This window comes from Rubripirellula lacrimiformis (assembly GCF_007741535.1).
GTDB classification, from domain to species: Bacteria; Planctomycetota; Planctomycetia; order Pirellulales; family Pirellulaceae; genus Rubripirellula; species Rubripirellula lacrimiformis.
Genome location: NZ_CP036525.1, coordinates 3,556,455 through 3,572,063, shown reverse-complemented (window position 1 = coordinate 3,572,063; position 15,609 = coordinate 3,556,455). Strand labels below are relative to the sequence as shown.

The window sequence follows — 15,609 nt, the reverse complement described above, 5'->3', positions numbered from 1 at the left end:
CAGCGCACCGAGAACACGGGGCGATTGTCGCCCATCGGCGCGCGGCCCGATGGGCACGCGGTTCAACGAGAAACGATTGGAAACCTGATTATGCTGCCCGGAATTAAACAGTTCGACCTCACAGGCCGCGCGGCCGTCATCACGGGTGGATCCAAGGGGTTGGGGTTTGCGATGGCAGCCGGCTTGGCTTCGGCCGGATGCCGGATCGCTGTCGTCAGCCGGCACGCAGATGAAGCGGAATCGGCGGCCGACCAAATTCGCAAAGACTTCTCCGTCGACGCGATCGCATTTGAAACCGACGTCACCGACGAACCAGCCGTCGAACTGATGATCCAGCAAGCGGTCGACTACTTCGGCCGACTGGATATCTTGGTCAACAATGCGGGGATCAACGTCCGCGGCCCGATCAACGAACTTAGCCTGGACGATTTCCGCCGCGTCCAACAGGTCAATGTTGATGGCGTTTGGATCACGTCGCGAGCGGCGATTGCTGAACTGAAACTCCATGGGCATGGCCGAATCATCAACCTGGCCAGCACGCTGGGGATCGTCGGGCTCGCCAACCGAACGCCTTATGCATCCAGCAAGGGCGCCGTGGTGCAGATGACGCGGGCGCTGGCACTGGAACTGGCACCTCAGAAAATCACCGTCAACGCGATCTGCCCCGGACCGTTTCTGACTCCGATGAACGAGCCGATCGCCGATACGGAAGAGGCCAAAAAACACATCGTCGGCGCTGTCGCGCTGAACCGCTGGGGCCGTATGGAAGAAATCCAAGGGGCCGCGATCTATCTGGCCAGCGACGCCGCCAGCTACACCACCGGCAGCATGCTGGTCGTCGACGGCGGATGGACGGCGCGGTAGACCTTCGCTTTGGACGCGTGAACCGCAGCACGCAAATTTGCCCCACTTCTCTCTCGCTAGGCCAAACCTTCCATGCTTTGGATCGATGTTCTCTCACGAATCGTGCACGTCGGCACCGCCATCACTCTAGTCGGTGGCAGCATCTTTACCTTGCTGGTGCTTCTGCCCTCGGCGAGTCAGCTGGACGATTCGCCCCACCAACAACTCGGTGCCGAAATCACCCGACGCTGGAAAAAGTTTGTCCACATCGGAGTCACCCTGTTCCTGGTCAGCGGTTTTTACAACTTCTATCGCGCCGCCGGCCAACACAAAGGCGACGGCACGTACCACATGCTGATCGGCATCAAAATGCTGTTGGCTCTGGTCGTGTTCTTCTTGGCCGCCGCCTTGGTTGGCCGCAGCGAGAAACTGGCTGGATTTCGCAAGCAGCGAAAGAAATGGCTGACCGTGCTAGTCATCCTTGCGGCGATCATCGTTGGAATCTCCGGCTTCGCCAAGGTCCGCGGAGTTCCCGCTGCCGAACAGCAGGTCGTCGCCCCGATCTGATAGCCGCGATCTAACGGCCCCGACCGCGATCGCCGCCTCCCCGCGATGGTGCGATGTCATCGCGTTTGGCGGAACGGTAGCGATGAAAGGCCGGCTGGGGCGTGAGTTTGAGTTCGAATTCGAATTCGAGTTCGAGTTCGAGTTCGAGTTCGAGTTCGAGTTTAAGTTTAAGTTTAAGTTTAAGTTTAAGTTTCGGGACTGCTATCCAGCAAGCAACTTAAACTCGAACTTAAACTCGAACTCGAACTTCTCTTTTCGCTCTACCGAAGACAGCACAGCGGACCACCTTCAACGCTCCACCACCTTCAACGCTCCAGCACCCAGCCCCCGATCACCACCGCCTGCTGACTCAGCGGTTTCTCTCCCGCTGGTGCTTGCGGTTGATGTTGGCGCATAAAAAGAGGCCGGACGCGCTTCGACTCGCTGCGCGTCCGGCCTCAGAGCCATCCTGGCTAACGCCAATTCGACATGTGTGATTCAGTGCATCCTGCGGTGAATCTTGATCGTCCGTGATCGAACTAAGGTCGTCTATTCGTGTCATCCTGCCGTTGCATCTTGCATGGCTAAACCATCGCTGAGCGATGGATGCGCGAGTCCGTGCGCTAGAACAAAACGAATCAACCCGAGTCACAACTGTCGACTTGGCAAAAGGTCACATCCGTGCGACCCGTCACTTCCTCAGCGGAAGAATCTTCTCCTATACTTTTCTATCTGGATCCCCAGCAGCCCCGCTTCATTGCGGGCAATCTCATTTGCGGGGGACAACGACACTGACCTTTTACTGGACCGATGGGCAGAGCCCGTTTCGATCAAAACTGACTTTGGACAAGGGAACACCGCATGGGGGGTGGTGTCCTAATTTGCGAAGCAATCTGTTTCTAAGCAACCAATCGCAGATCTTGTTCGGATCGTTCTAGGACGCCGGCAACGAATTCTTCGAAGATGCGGATATCCAAGGCGGATGCTGCACCACATTCGGGGTGGAACTGGGTGCCCAGAGCAAACCAGTCCATCATTTCGCTTTCGATCGCTTCGATCACGCCATCGGGGCATCGTGCGGTCACTCGGAAACCCGGTGCCACTTCGTCAATCGCCATATGGTGCCGGCTGCTGACGCGGATTTCGCCGTCGCCGTAAACACGACCGATCAATGAATCGCTTACCACATCCAACGTGTGACGGTGATTGGCGTCTTGAGGATCATGGTGAGGCACTGCCGATGGCAAGTCCTCTTTCAGGTGCAGGAATAGGTTTCCGCCCTGTTGTACGTTCAGCAATTGCATCCCGGTACCGATTCCCATGACCGGCATACGGCGTTCGGCGATGTCTGCCATCAGCAGTCGATCGCTTGTTTCGCGGACCGGATCGAGTGGCCGGACGCTAGGATGCAGCATGAAGCCGTCGTTTCGCGGGTCCAAATCGGCACCGCCAATCATCACGAACCCATCAAGTGAATCCAGAACTCGACTGATCGAGACGGGATCGTCCATGGGTGGAATCACCACAGGAATGCCATCGGCTGCAATGATGGACTGAAAGTAGCCGGCCGCGATGTAACTGTAGGCCGGCATATTGCGGGCGGCAGCGCGGTAATCGGCGTTCATTCCGATAAGTGGTTTATTCGACATCCGGAAGGTCCTCTTCGAATTCGCGAACGATATGGAGATGCAAAATCGTCTTGCATCGACCAACTCGAGGAGAACAAGATTCAACTCAGTCTGTTCCAACGCCTGCCAGTCAAACGGCAGCAGTCGGATTCATTCCGAATCGACGGGCAATTCAAAGACGCTTTCTCGATACGTTGCCTGGACTCCGATTTTGGTGCCCGCCCAGGATTTCAAACGTGAAAGAAAAGATGTCTTTGAGAGCTTACTCGTCGTTGTTAAACCTTATTCCTTGGGCTGGTTGGGCGAGGTGACATGGCCTCGTCCTTGTTGGTGCGTGAGCGTACAAAGCGATTTCAAACCAACCAAACCTTATCTACATATTCCCCACCACCACGAACGCTAGCACTACCCGTCGTGCTAGCATTGCAAAACAATGCTAGCAAGTGATCGGTGCGGGATCCTTTTTGTGCAGGTGTTGGTCCGGTACAATCCACGAAACATCCGTGTTTTCCAATACTTAGGCTAAAGCGTGCGATTTGCTAATGTCTGCCTCGAGTCGATCGGTGCGGAAATCCCTGAAGAAACCTGGACCAGCCAATCGATCGAGAATCGGTTGCAGCCGCTGTATCAGCGTTTGAAGTTGCCCGAAGGTCGGCTGGAGCTGATGAGCGGGATCGCCGAGCGGCGGGTTTGGCAACCGGGGACCATGCCCAGCGAACCGAGTATCCGCAGTGCCAACCAGGCGATCGACCACTGCAGAATCGACCGCAGCCAAATCGGCTGCCTGATTCACGCCAGCGTTTGCCGTGACTTTCTAGAGCCCGCCACGGCGTCGCGGGTTCACCATGGGATCGGACTGGACGATCGCTGCTGGGTCTATGACGTCTCCAACGCCTGCCTGGGCCTGATCAACGGGGCCGTCCAGATCGCATTGATGATCGAAGCCGGGGCAATCGAAGCCGGGATCGTGGTGGGAACCGAAAACAGCCGCCCGCTGCTGGAACAAACGATCGCGACGCTGAACGCCGATGAATCGATCACTCGCAAATCGGTGAAGCCCGCCTTCGCATCCCTGACGATCGGTTCGGGCAGCTGCGCCTGGCTGCTTTGCCATCGCCGGCTGTCCCAAGGCGGGACGTCGATCGAGGCTGCGATCGCCCATTCGCGGACTCAGTTCAACGATCTTTGCCGCAGCAACCAGGACACCGCCGGATCGGAGATGGCGCCGTTGATGGACACCGATTCCGAACGGCTGATGGCCGAAGGGATCGCGACCGGCGCCGCTGCGTTTGAACAATTGATCGACCAGTCGGGTTGGAACCGCGATCAAATCGACCGATCGGTGTGCCACCAAGTGGGATCCCGCCACCGCGCCGCGATGCTGGAAGCGATGGGGTTGCCGATCGAACGCGACAGCATCACCTTCCCACGCCTGGGCAATACCGGGTCGGTCGCTTTGCCGTTGACGCTAGCCGCCGCAGCGGTCGCAGGTGAGCTGCAACCGGGAAACCGGGCCGCCATGCTAGGTATCGGATCGGGGATCAACAGCGTCATGCTGGCGTCGACCTGGGGCAACACCCCCGTCGGCGGGAACCTGGCGTCGGAACTAGGCCTGACCACCGCCGCAAAACCCGGAACCTAACGAGCCGGGCGAGCCGCCGAGTCAAAGAAACCTGGGCAAAGAAACCTCAGCCAAGAAACCTCAGCCAAGAAACCTCAGCCAAGAAACCTCAGCCAAGAAACCTCAGCCAAGAAACCTGGGCTAAGAAACCTGAGCCAAGGAGCCTGCCCCCCTCGCTGTGTCAGGCGGCCACGCGAACACGGCGGGCCGGCGAACACGTCGGGCCGGCGAACACGTCGATCCGGCGATCCGGCGATCCGGCGATCCGGCGGGAATCTTCACCGCATGAACCGACCATCGGCAAGCCGGGCAGATCGAATTCGCTGGCCGGCCTGATTCGCTGGCCCGCTTGATTCGTTGACTAGCGAGATCCGCTATTTAGCGTGACTCGCAATTCGTGGCCTTCAGCCGGCCATCGCGAATTGATCCACGATGATCGCGATCGCAGCACTCGACATCGGGGTGCTCATGCTAGGCAGTCGGGCGTCGGGGTTCTGAGCCGCCTGGGCGGGTGCGAGCGGGATGTGGACAAAGGCGGAACGCGTTTTCATGCCGAACGACTGTGCATAATGCTGGCTCAGAAACAGTGCGGCATTGCAGAGGTACGTTCCGGCGTGGTGCGAAACTTCACTTGGGATCCCAGCGTCCAACAGTTTCTTGCAGGCCCGCCCCAGCGGAAGCGAGGACCGATACGCCTCGGGGGCCCCTGGCACCAGCGGCGAACCGTCGCTGCGAACGTTCAAACCAACCGCTTCCAGCTTGATCAGCGGGTGCCCGGGCGATTGCCCCAGATGGATCGCGATGTCGTAATCCTCTTGCAGATCCTTCCGCAAATTCTGACTCATTCGAGTCAGATCGACGGCGTAGCGACGCGTGGTGATCTCGGCAACGCCGTCATACCAGTTGGTCAGATCGACCAGCGCCGACCAGCTACTGTTTTCGGGCCATCGATCGTATGGCTCAAAGGCGGTAATCAGTACACGGGTCAAAACGAATTCTTTCTAGCAGCAAGGCACCCACGGGTGGACAAGCCGTCATGATAGTTCGTGATCGTACCAGCGTGACGAATCAGCAAAAAACGCTCGCCTGTGCCGCCTGGCAGCGAAGCAAGTTTCCGTTTGTGCGGAAAACGCAGGTGGGTAGGGCCCGGTGGCGGAGTTTCGAGCGGGCGGATTTCGCTCGGCAGCCGGTGGAGAGCGGATTTTTTGGCCACCCCCGGTGCGGGTGACCTGGATCGCGGCGCCGCCGATGGGGCGCAGTCCATGTCCGAAAGTCGGATTAGGACTTGGGGGCGTCCGCAGCATTCGGCTCGGTTTCAGCCGGCTTGGGCTCTTTCGTTCCCTTGGCCTTCACTTCGGCCTGAATGACCGGAGGCAACTCTTTGCCCTCGGGAAAAAAACGCATCGAGATCGAATTGACGCAGTGGCGAGTGTTCTTTTCGGTCAAACGTTCGCCGCTGAACACGTGCCCCAGGTGACCATCACAGTTGGCACACACGATTTCGACACGCCGGCCATCGGCATCGGGGTGACGAGCGACCGCACCTTTGATTTCGTCGTCAAAGCTGGGCCAACCGCAGTGGCTAACGAACTTGTGGTCGGCCTTGTACAGCCGTGCGTTGCATTGGCGGCACAGGTAGATGCCCGGATCCTTGGTCATCGTGTAGCCACCATCGCCGGGCCGTTCGGTACCCTTCTGCAGGATGACGTAGGCTTCTTCCTGGCTTAGCGGATTGTAGGGGCCAATGATGATGGGGGGCTTCGATTGCTTTTCCAAGGTCTTTCCTGTGTCTGTCTGCAGGTAAGGGCGAGATGAACGGCTTTTGCTTGCTTCGACTGTGTCCGATTCACCGACCGCCGAGTCGGCTTTGGTGTCACTACCGCCTTCACTTCCCGCACCCGAATCGTCCACCACGGCGGCGGTTGCTGTGGTCGCGTTTTGGCAACCGGCCGACAGGAAGATGACGGGCGCCAGCACAACAGCGGCAGAGAGGCAAAGGAGATGACGCATCGGTTCGCTCACAGTCCGTGGGTAGCACTTTGGCAGTAAAAATGGCGGTCGGTCCGACTGCAGATCCCCGGCATCCACTTCCACCGCAGCGAATTCGACGTGAATTCCACGATGGGTGGTCCCTATTCCACACCCGAACATCACCCATCATTGTACGTCATTGACCAGTCGACCATCCCCAATAAAAAAACCCGCTTGCCGAGACCAAGGTTCATCTCGACAAACGGGGGTATTGCTCGTTCGATCTTCCGATGAACGAGGTGGGGTGACCATGCCGAAGCATCGGTCCGCCGACTCTGCTAACGGTTATCACCCCGTTCGCTAATACAGCAATCTTGCACTTGCTCACCTCCTTTCAAATCATCGGTTTGACGGTCCGGGCCCAGGTGCGAACCAGAAGGGGCCCTTCGCCGTTCGAAAAGGGTCTGTCGCGACGCGTCATCGCGATCCGACTGCATTCATTATCTCCCGATGTCAATTCCCGGTCAAGAAAATTACCGCCGGGCGACAACTGCAGCAGACGAAGTCCAGGGACGCGACCGGCAGGGAGCTGGTTCGCGCTGCCGCTCGAATTCCCCGAATCCGAGCAGCGGAATCTAAGCAGCGGAACCTAAGCAGCAGCCCCCAAACTGATTTAGCTTGCCCCAGCGAAAGTGGGGGCAGGAGAGGAGGGATTAGCCCGTGGGTGCATCAATTTCGTAATGCAAGATCACCATCACGTCGCCAGCGGCGAACGAATTCAATGGCCCGCCGCCACCGCCACTTTGCGGTGACAGATTCCCGGTGACCGAAAGCACGCGAGCCCCGCTCTTTCGCATCCATCGATTGATCTGGCGCTCCAGCTCGGTGATTTCTGTATCGACGCCTTTGAAGATCTTGATCTGCTGCACGGCTGATTCTCTAGGGGATGGTGGTCCACGGTCGATCGATGGACAAACGCGATCGATCTACCACCGCGATTGTAACAGGCCCCGTCTCTGCGAGTCCTGTCTGGGTAGAAACCGTCGCTGCAAAAATCGGTTCGGCGGCCCCGATTCTCCTTACCCAATTCCCCTTTCCCGATTTTTCTGGCCCGATATCTCTGGCCCGACCACGCTGGTCGATCGCCCATGCCGAATGCCCCCTGGCCCGGCGGCATTTCCTACCAGGCGACGCTACCGCGGCGTCGGCTGGTCGTCGCCTGCATCGCGGCCGATCCGGGTGGCGTCCATGTCGTCCAGTCCGACGTCTCGCCGGGCGTCGCTTGACTGCTGCGTTGTGCTGACGCCGGGATCGCTTGCGATGGGATCCGCTGCGTTAGACGCCGTCGCGATGGGGTAGGGGACCGGTTTGGGAAGGATGGACTCGGGTTCCCAAACGCTTAGCCGGACATCATCGATGGTGGTTTCGCCGGCACCGATCAATTCGAACATCACACTGACTTCGCCGGCGTCGATCGCCTGTCGGTACAGACGGACCGGAGTCCAATCCGATCGACCACGAACCAGCACGCCCATTTCCTGTCCGCCAATCGAATCGTAGACCAGCACACCTTGATGCGGCGCCCCGAACCCGATCGTGCGAACCACCGCATCGATCCGGATCGCAGTTCCCGCCGCGACTCGCACCGACGGGCTACGGATTTGAATCACGGTGCCTTCGTAACCACCCGGCAATGGGTCGTCCCCGATGGGAGTCACGCGAGCGGTCAGTGCGCCGGGTCCTTGATAGGTGCCACGCACCACATGCTGCACTTCGCTGGTTGCACGGGAAGCCATTCGCTGCCCGAAACTCCACCGTCCCGGGCCCATCAGATTGGCATCGTCCAACGATCCGCTGGTCAGAATATTGTCACCCCAGCCGGCATCGTCCATCAGCGGCCGCCACACGGTTTGAATTTCCGCAGCGCCAAAATCCATCGGCGGGCTGCTGGTCGGTTTGGGCCAATCGGGCATCAAAGATTCGGCAAGTTGCCAATCACTTCGCAGCGCCCAAGCGTCAGCCCGACGTGCCATCCGCAAAGTCTGGTCGGTGTCACCTGCCCGGTACAGCGGTTCGGCTTGACGCAGCGTCTGTTCGGCCACAGCGACCAAGTTCGTTGGCGCCCGGCGGTCGGATGCTCGCGCCGCAGTCGCACGGTTCCAACTTTCGCGTGTCCGCCGCACTGATTCCATCGCCAACTGCCACCGGTCCAACCCGGCCTGGCGAACGAAACGCGACGCCGATTGGGCCAGCGACGCGCCGACCGATGGATCGGAACTCAGCACGATCAATTCGGCCGCGTCTGGCGAAACGATTTGCAGTCGGGCACCGGTCGTGGTGGCTTCCGGCGTCAACCGTTCGGCCGAAAAGTGGGTCAGTCGCCAAGCGGTCTTGGCCGCATCGTCGGGCGGCAACAAAATTTCGAGTGTCTCGCCGTCTCCCGCCAACACTTCGCTGCCGCGAGTTGCCGTGGACGTTGCGATCAACAGGTCGGTGCCCTCGGTAGTCAGCCGTGTGCATCGATAGGGGGCGCCAACCATCGGCGGTGGCGGCGACGGTGTCGCAGAAACCACCCAGGGTGCAATCATGGCCACCATCCGATTGACGTAGCTAAGCGACATGGCGCGGCTGTGATCGAACATCGACCCGGACGACAACGGCCGAGTGGAACGAAACAGGATCGCCGCAGGAGTCGATTCCAGCGACCGCATGGTTTGCAGCCACATGGAATGCCACCGGAATCCATCGGGCGCGGGCGCTCCGATCGCTTGGGCAATCGCTTCGGTTTGGCGAAGCATCGACTCGGGCGGCATGCTGTCGATCCCGACGCCTGATTCGACTCGATCCCCCACCTGTCGACGCGTTGCAACCATCTGAGCGACTTCTTCGCCGCCGCGCACGCCACGGACTCGAGGCGGCAGATCGTCGATGATCGCATCCAACAAAGGCGCGTAGCTGCGCCAAGTTTCCGACGGCGCGGCCACCAATGGACGCTGCCAACGCGTGGGCCAGCGCCGCAAAGTTGCCGATGTCATCGCCGTGGAATTGACTTGGCGACTATCAAGTGCTTCGCCAATCCCGACGTACCATGCGGCAACGGGTTCCAACAGTGCTTCGATCGATGGATCGGGCGAAGTCGGTGGCGGGGCATAGATCGCCATCCGCGCTTGATTGGCTTCGGCCAAGATCGCCGCATTGGGTGGCGATGAAAGCAGCACGGCATCAAAACCAAGCGATCGTACCCAAGCCAACGGTTCGCCGTTGTGCTGCAAAATTCGCGTGATGCGTCCGACCGGGAAAGCACGTTTTTGGATCAGCGATAGGGGCGAAGTTCGTCCGTCCTGGTCAACCCGGCCAGCCATCTGTTGGTCGCTGCCCAATCCAGTGCGGAGCCCGCCCGCTAGAGCGTCTCCGTCCAAGTCGTCACGACTTCGGGCATTGCCGGTGACAATCCCAGCCGAGATGTCGACCAGCCCATCGACACTTAGTTCGTCCATCCGAAGCGCCGTCTTCCCCGGCCCGGCGTAGGCGTTGATCACGATACCGTCGACGAAGGCGTCTGACAAATCGGCTTGGCTGCCATACTCGCCACGCATCGCCATGTGTTTCAACTTCAATGCTCGCTCGATCATCCCGATTCCGATCGTCGCAAACTCGCCCGGCGTCGTGTATTCGGCGCCGTAAACGGTGACCGATTCGGGCCGACCAGTTTCCGGGTTACGCAGGTAGGGGTAGCGAATTCGGAACCCAATCTTTGCTCCGGCCCTGGCACTCATCACCGACACTTTGGCAAGCAGGTCGTTCAACGGGCGAACCGGTTGGATCGGATAGACCAACAATGCTTCGGTACCGTTGGCCGCGACAAAGGTGATGGATTCGCAGGTGCCGCCATCGACTCCGCCATCGACGATGTGGTCCTGGTCGATCACGCGCGCCTGGCAATCGGAACTGTCCAGATGCCAGCGTGGCGGGTACGCATCCAAGCCATCAAAGATCTGGGCGGATGCCGGATTGCCAAGCGACGATGCGAACCAACAGGCGACCACGAAACAACCGAGTGTCCAGCAACGACGCAAATGCACGGCAAGCGCACGCAGGCTTTGCCTGGTCGGCAGATCCGACGTCGATTTCCGTTGCGGCGAAAGACTTGAGGGCATTGGATTGTTGACCACAGGGGCAGGTGCCGGAACAATCGCGGACGTCGTCTCGATCTTGTTTCGTCTCGCACTTCGCAGTCCGTCATTGGACGAACCGGAAGTGTTGGTCACGAACTGTCGTCAAACGTCCTGGTGCGATCATCTGTTCGCCGAGGACTCCGACCGATCCAGTCGAAAATACGAGCGTGTGTGGACAATGCGACACCGGTGTTGAACAAACACCACATGGGATCGCCAGCCACCACCAACGGCGTAAGACGTTTCTGTATCATGATTTAGGTGCTGCCGGCAAGCCGAAACCGCGTTGTTAAAATGCAACGTTGCGTGGACGCATCGCCAGCAAACCAATCGACCTAAGTCGTTTACTGATAAAGACTTTCGCTTGACGGTTGTGATTTGCCGCTGGGACGCGGCACTGCAAATGCAATGGATGGCCTATCAACGAAACAGCCTCCCCGCACTCACTCGGAGCGACCCTGAATGATCCCTAACGCCATCGGATCCAAGACCCAAACCGCCGACGAAACCCCGATCGAATTGCAGGAGATGGCCAAAGCGATCGAATCGCTTCCAGCCCGATACCGCGAAGTCGTGGCTCCCGCGATGGCACGTGTTGTCGAATGCAGCACCCGTCGTCGACGCATCCTGAACCTGGTCCAAGAAGCCCTGTCGCAATTGCGATTGGATATGAAGTATCTGATCTTTGACCTCGAAGCGACTCGCCGCGAACGGGACCAATACAAAGAGATGCTCGAAAAAGATGGCTTGCTGTAGTACCGGATCCGATGATCCGCAGACGAACCAAACTGCGTAGGCCCATCATGTGGCTGATCGCGATTCCTTTCCTGGGGTGGGCGTGCATGAATTTTAACAGCATCGTCCGGGGATTGACCACCAATCACGCCGCGCTCTCGGACACCGCGTCCGACCCGCAACTGCGCCCCTTGGAAATCGATCAGCAACCGCAGGCCGTGGCCGACCGAATACGAAACTGGGTTTCGACGCAGTCGGGATGGACACTGGAATCGGATGATTCAGCGCAGGCGGATGATTTGCCGCAGCCCGTTGGGACGCCGGACCAACCGGTCCGGCTTCACCTGGTCAGACGCACCCGGTTTTTCGGGTTCGCCGACGACATCAACGTTTCGCTGGAACCGACCGACCAGGGCACTCGTGTTCAGGCGGAAAGTCAATCGCGGCTGGGCAAAGGCGATTTGGGCCAGAACCCAAGGAACCTTCGCGAATTGGTCGGGGCGATTCAATCGGAATGACGTTGGCCCGCGCCGGCGATGGACCTTTGCCGTACACTGGTGACTTTTCACCATCCGCGGATCCGTCCCTGTTGCTGCCCCATGCCATCATTTCGCAAACCTACCGATGTTCGCGTCGAATCAGTCGACGTTCATTACCTGCCCGTTCAAATGCGGATGCCGTTGAAGTTCGGACCTGAATCGGTCACTTCGGTCACCTGTGTACGCGTCGCGGTTACCGTTGTCGACGCCGATGGCAAGTCGGCAACCGGTTGGGGCGAAACGCCTTTGTCAGTGACTTGGGCATGGCCATCGGCCACGATGACCTACGCCGATCGCTACGATGCGATGACTCAGTTCTGTGCTGAAATTGCGTCCGCCTGGAAATCGATTCCGGTCGCTGGACATCCGATGGAAATCGGCCATGCATTTCTGGATTCGTCGATGCACCAGATGCTGGATTCGTTCAACGCCAACCGCGGCGATCAATCCATGCCTCACTTGGCCGCACTGATCACGGCCAGCGCTTTCGACATCGCGACCCACGATGCCTACGGTCAATTGCACGACGTCGATATCTATGACACGTACAACTCGACTTACATGTCAGACGACCTGGCTACCTATCTGACACCGGAATCGGGCCCGACACCGGAATCGGCTACGGGCCTTTCGTTTGAAGGACAGTTCCCGAGCGATTATTTGGTCGCGGACGCCCCGACGTCGCTACCGGTTTGGCACTTGGTCGGCGGGCTGGATCCGCTGGAACAATCGGACTTGTCGGGCAGTGAGCCTGATGACGGTTATCCGGTCACGCTAAGGCAATGGATCGCCGAGGACGGATTGACGTGTTTGAAGGTCAAACTGCGTGGCAATGATGCGGCCTGGGATTTCGATCGGCTGGTTCGCGTCGGTGAAATGTCTCTGGAACTTGGCATCGACGCCCTTTCGGCCGACTTCAACTGCACCGCCCAAGAAGCCCAGTACGTCAATGACATCTTGGACCAGCTGAAACAACAACATCCGGCGATCAGCGACCTGATCATCTACGTCGAACAGCCATTCCCCTACGATCTGGAAAAGTATCAGATCGACGTGCATAGCGTGTCCCAGCGGAAACCGCTGTTCCTAGACGAAAGTGCGCACGATTGGCGGTTCGTGGCGTTGGGCAAACGTTTGGGTTGGACCGGCGTGGCACTGAAAACATGCAAAACCCAAACCGGCGCACTGCTTAGCCTGTGCTGGGCAAAGGCACATGGAATGCCGCTGATGGTGCAAGATTTGACCAACCCGATGCTGGCGCAAATCCCCCACGTCCGATTAGCAGCCCATGCCGGCACGATCATGGGTGTCGAATCAAACGGGATGCAGTTTTATCCCGACGCATCAGCCCCAGAAGCGAAAGTCCATCCAGGGATCTACCGACGCCGCGATGGGAAATTGGATCTGTCGACGCTCAGCGGACCTGGGTTCGGTTATCGCCTGGATGAAATCGAACGAACGCTTCCACCGGCCGAATAGCCTGCTGGCAAACAATCGGCAGTTCGCATTCTGTCACCTTGGCCACTTCCATGACGAGCATTCAATCGATGACGAGATTCTTACTGGCTGCTGTTGGTTGCGTATGTTTGATCCATGTTCCGCTAAGTCCCGCGTCGGCCCAATCGCCTCGCACGACTCTGCAGCCGATTTTCAACGGCGCAAACCTGGATGGCTGGAAACACAGCGGCAATTGATCACAACGATCCGGTGTGCTACCGCAATCTTCAAATGCGTTCGATTCCGGAGACCGAAGACATCGGTCACAGCGATGTCCAACCGGCCGTCATTCCCGCAGACACTTTGAAGGCCGAAGCCAAGAAACTGGAAGCGATCATCCAACGGCAAGCCAAGAGGGTCGCAAAGTAGCAGCGTCCTACGACAAATGCGCCATCCAAGTGACGAGCTTGGGAAATTCGCTGACGTTGGCTAAGCAACGATATCGTTTGGCCGGTCGTAGGGATGAGAATCGCTAAGCCGTTGATGCGTTTGGCGCAGGGCAGTTTTCGTGGTGAACAGGCGTCACGGGCCGATCCAAAGGCGTCACGCCTGGGCCGTGACGGCGCATCGGTGCGAATTCGTTCAACCACACCAACCACATTGATCCGAACGGGCGGCAAATCCAGCTTTGCTAGCTAAGTCTTTCAGTCGCTGCGGCGGGCGCGCCGATGAACCAAGTGTTCACCCAATCCATCTTCCCTGGTTTGGGATCCTTCCCGTTTGATCGAACCGAAAGCTGAGCCCAGACCAAACTTCCCATTGGTCTGGATTCGCGCTGCTTTCGACGCCTCATCGAGCACTGGATTGGTCCCAGCGATTCTTGCGTGGCGATTATTCCATGAGTCAATACGATACAGCCGTCAATCCTGAAGACGCCGAACTGAAGGAAGCCGTTTCCAACACCCGTCGTCGTGTCGCGCCCAGTTCACGGACGGCACAGTCACCGCTAGAGACTTACCTTCGGGAGATCAACGAGACCGCATTGTTGTCGGCCCAGGAAGAAAAAGAACTGGCCGGCCGGATCGCTCAAGGCGACGTGATGGCTCGCGACCGAATGGTCCGAGCCAACTTGCGATTGGTCGTCAACATCGCTCGCGGTTACACCGGCAAAGGCCTGGGGCTTCAGGACCTGATCGAAGAGGGCAACCTGGGTCTGCTGCGAGCCGTCGAAGGTTTCGACCCAGCGGTCGGCACGCGATTCAGTACCTACGCAAGTTACTGGATCAAACAATCGATCAAGCGTGCACTGATCAACAGTGCGAAAACGATTCGCATCCCGGCGTACATGGTCGAACTGCTTAGCAAGTGGCGACGAGCGACGGCGCGACTGAACGAAGAACTCGGTCGTACGCCGACCAACGAAGAAGTTGCACGCGTCTTGGGGCTGCCCAAGAAAAAGCTGCCGATCATTCGCAAAGCAATCCGCATCAGCAACAGCACCCCGCAAAGCGACCAGACCGATTCCGGTTGGTCGTTGGGCGAAATGGTGATGGACGAGCGTCTGAAGGCGCCGGACGAAGAGATGCTGGATCACGACATCCTGCGTCACGCGATGGAGCTGCTTGGCGACCTCGAAGAACGCGAAGCCACGGTCCTGAAACTGCGATTCGGCCTGGGCGGCGAAGAACCAAAAACGTTGAAAGAAATCGGAGCCGAATTGGGGCTGACTCGCGAACGTGTTCGCCAGATCGAAACCGAAGCTCTGCGTCGCCTCGCCGACGGCCTGACCGATCCACGCGATCGATTCTAAGCAACGCGACTTACCTGCGAGCCCGCCTTTGATGTGCGGGCCCGCATGGCGGAATGACGCAGCATCCAACCTGGCTCCCACACGCCAGCCCCGGTTGGGTAGCATTCGAAGCATCGCGGAAACCGCCGGCCAGAGTCCAGTGCCACCGACTCGGAAGCCAGGCGAGCCAGTCGCTTCGATGAGGCGGGTTTGAGTTTGAGTTTTTCCAGCCACGAAGTGGCGATCGCTCCCTGCCGTGGACCTTGGTCCACGGGCATCAGCCGGCGCGGACACTTTCTATTGCCCCGTCCGATCGCCGCGAAAG

General features: G+C 58.8%; 13 protein-coding genes. 8 read left to right on the top strand and 5 right to left on the bottom strand.

Annotated features, from left to right (window positions below):
• The first annotated feature begins 90 nt into the window (after positions 1–90).
• Together K227x_RS12610 and K227x_RS12605 are read left to right on the top strand one after the other, a co-directional pair.
• A complete protein-coding gene (locus K227x_RS12610) occupies positions 91–864 on the top strand; it encodes an SDR family NAD(P)-dependent oxidoreductase (RefSeq protein ID WP_218933965.1) in 774 nt (257 codons plus the stop codon).
• Between the two features lie 72 nt (positions 865–936).
• Positions 937–1,410 (top strand): hypothetical protein, encoded by a 474-nt coding sequence (locus K227x_RS12605; RefSeq protein ID WP_145169900.1) that lies wholly within the window; start codon positions 937–939, stop codon positions 1,408–1,410.
• Positions 1,411–2,288: 878 nt separating this feature from the next.
• Here K227x_RS12605 and K227x_RS12600 read toward each other — a convergent pair.
• A complete protein-coding gene (locus tag K227x_RS12600) occupies positions 2,289–3,038 on the bottom strand; it encodes a gamma-glutamyl-gamma-aminobutyrate hydrolase family protein (protein WP_145169898.1) in 750 nt (249 codons plus the stop codon).
• Positions 3,039–3,546: 508 nt separating this feature from the next.
• Between K227x_RS12600 and K227x_RS12595 the strand changes: the two genes are divergently transcribed.
• Positions 3,547–4,659, top strand: a complete 1,113-nt coding sequence (locus K227x_RS12595) for a 3-oxoacyl-ACP synthase III (RefSeq protein WP_145169896.1) — start codon at positions 3,547–3,549, stop codon at positions 4,657–4,659.
• Positions 4,660–5,042: 383 nt separating this feature from the next.
• Here the strand turns inward: K227x_RS12595 and K227x_RS12590 are convergent, their stop codons facing one another.
• The 4 genes from K227x_RS12590 to K227x_RS12575 all read right to left on the bottom strand — a co-directional run bounded on the left by K227x_RS12590 (position 5,043) and on the right by K227x_RS12575 (position 10,766).
• The gene (locus K227x_RS12590) at positions 5,043–5,627 is read right to left on the bottom strand and encodes a pyroglutamyl-peptidase I (RefSeq protein ID WP_145169894.1); all 585 of its coding nucleotides are present in this window, start codon (positions 5,625–5,627) and stop codon (positions 5,043–5,045) included.
• A 289-nt stretch (positions 5,628–5,916) separates the two neighbouring features.
• Positions 5,917–6,648 (bottom strand): methionine-R-sulfoxide reductase, encoded by a 732-nt coding sequence (locus K227x_RS12585; protein ID WP_145169892.1) that lies wholly within the window; start codon positions 6,646–6,648, stop codon positions 5,917–5,919.
• Positions 6,649–7,322: 674 nt separating this feature from the next.
• Entirely contained in the window at positions 7,323–7,538 is a 216-nt protein-coding gene (locus tag K227x_RS12580; protein ID WP_145169890.1) for a hypothetical protein, read from the bottom strand.
• Between the two features lie 264 nt (positions 7,539–7,802).
• Entirely contained in the window at positions 7,803–10,766 is a 2,964-nt protein-coding gene (locus tag K227x_RS12575; protein WP_218933964.1) for a hypothetical protein, read from the bottom strand.
• Positions 10,767–11,246: 480 nt separating this feature from the next.
• Between K227x_RS12575 and K227x_RS12570 the strand changes: the two genes are divergently transcribed.
• From K227x_RS12570 to K227x_RS12550, 5 genes are all read left to right on the top strand, one after another.
• Positions 11,247–11,540 carry a transcriptional regulator gene (locus K227x_RS12570; RefSeq protein ID WP_145169886.1) on the top strand — a complete coding sequence of 98 codons (294 nt, stop codon included), beginning with the start codon at positions 11,247–11,249 and terminating at the stop codon, positions 11,538–11,540.
• 11 nt (positions 11,541–11,551) lie between these two features.
• Positions 11,552–12,037: a DUF1499 domain-containing protein gene (locus K227x_RS12565; protein WP_246146765.1), complete on the top strand. Its 486-nt coding sequence runs from the start codon at positions 11,552–11,554 to the stop codon at positions 12,035–12,037.
• A gap of 81 nt (positions 12,038–12,118) precedes the next feature.
• Positions 12,119–13,537: a mandelate racemase/muconate lactonizing enzyme family protein gene (locus K227x_RS12560; protein WP_145169882.1), complete on the top strand. Its 1,419-nt coding sequence runs from the start codon at positions 12,119–12,121 to the stop codon at positions 13,535–13,537.
• A 189-nt stretch (positions 13,538–13,726) separates the two neighbouring features.
• Positions 13,727–13,924: a hypothetical protein gene (locus tag K227x_RS12555; protein WP_145169880.1), complete on the top strand. Its 198-nt coding sequence runs from the start codon at positions 13,727–13,729 to the stop codon at positions 13,922–13,924.
• Between the two features lie 469 nt (positions 13,925–14,393).
• A complete protein-coding gene (locus tag K227x_RS12550) occupies positions 14,394–15,305 on the top strand; it encodes a sigma-70 family RNA polymerase sigma factor (RefSeq protein WP_145169878.1) in 912 nt (303 codons plus the stop codon).
• Positions 15,306–15,609: the final 304 nt, after the last annotated feature.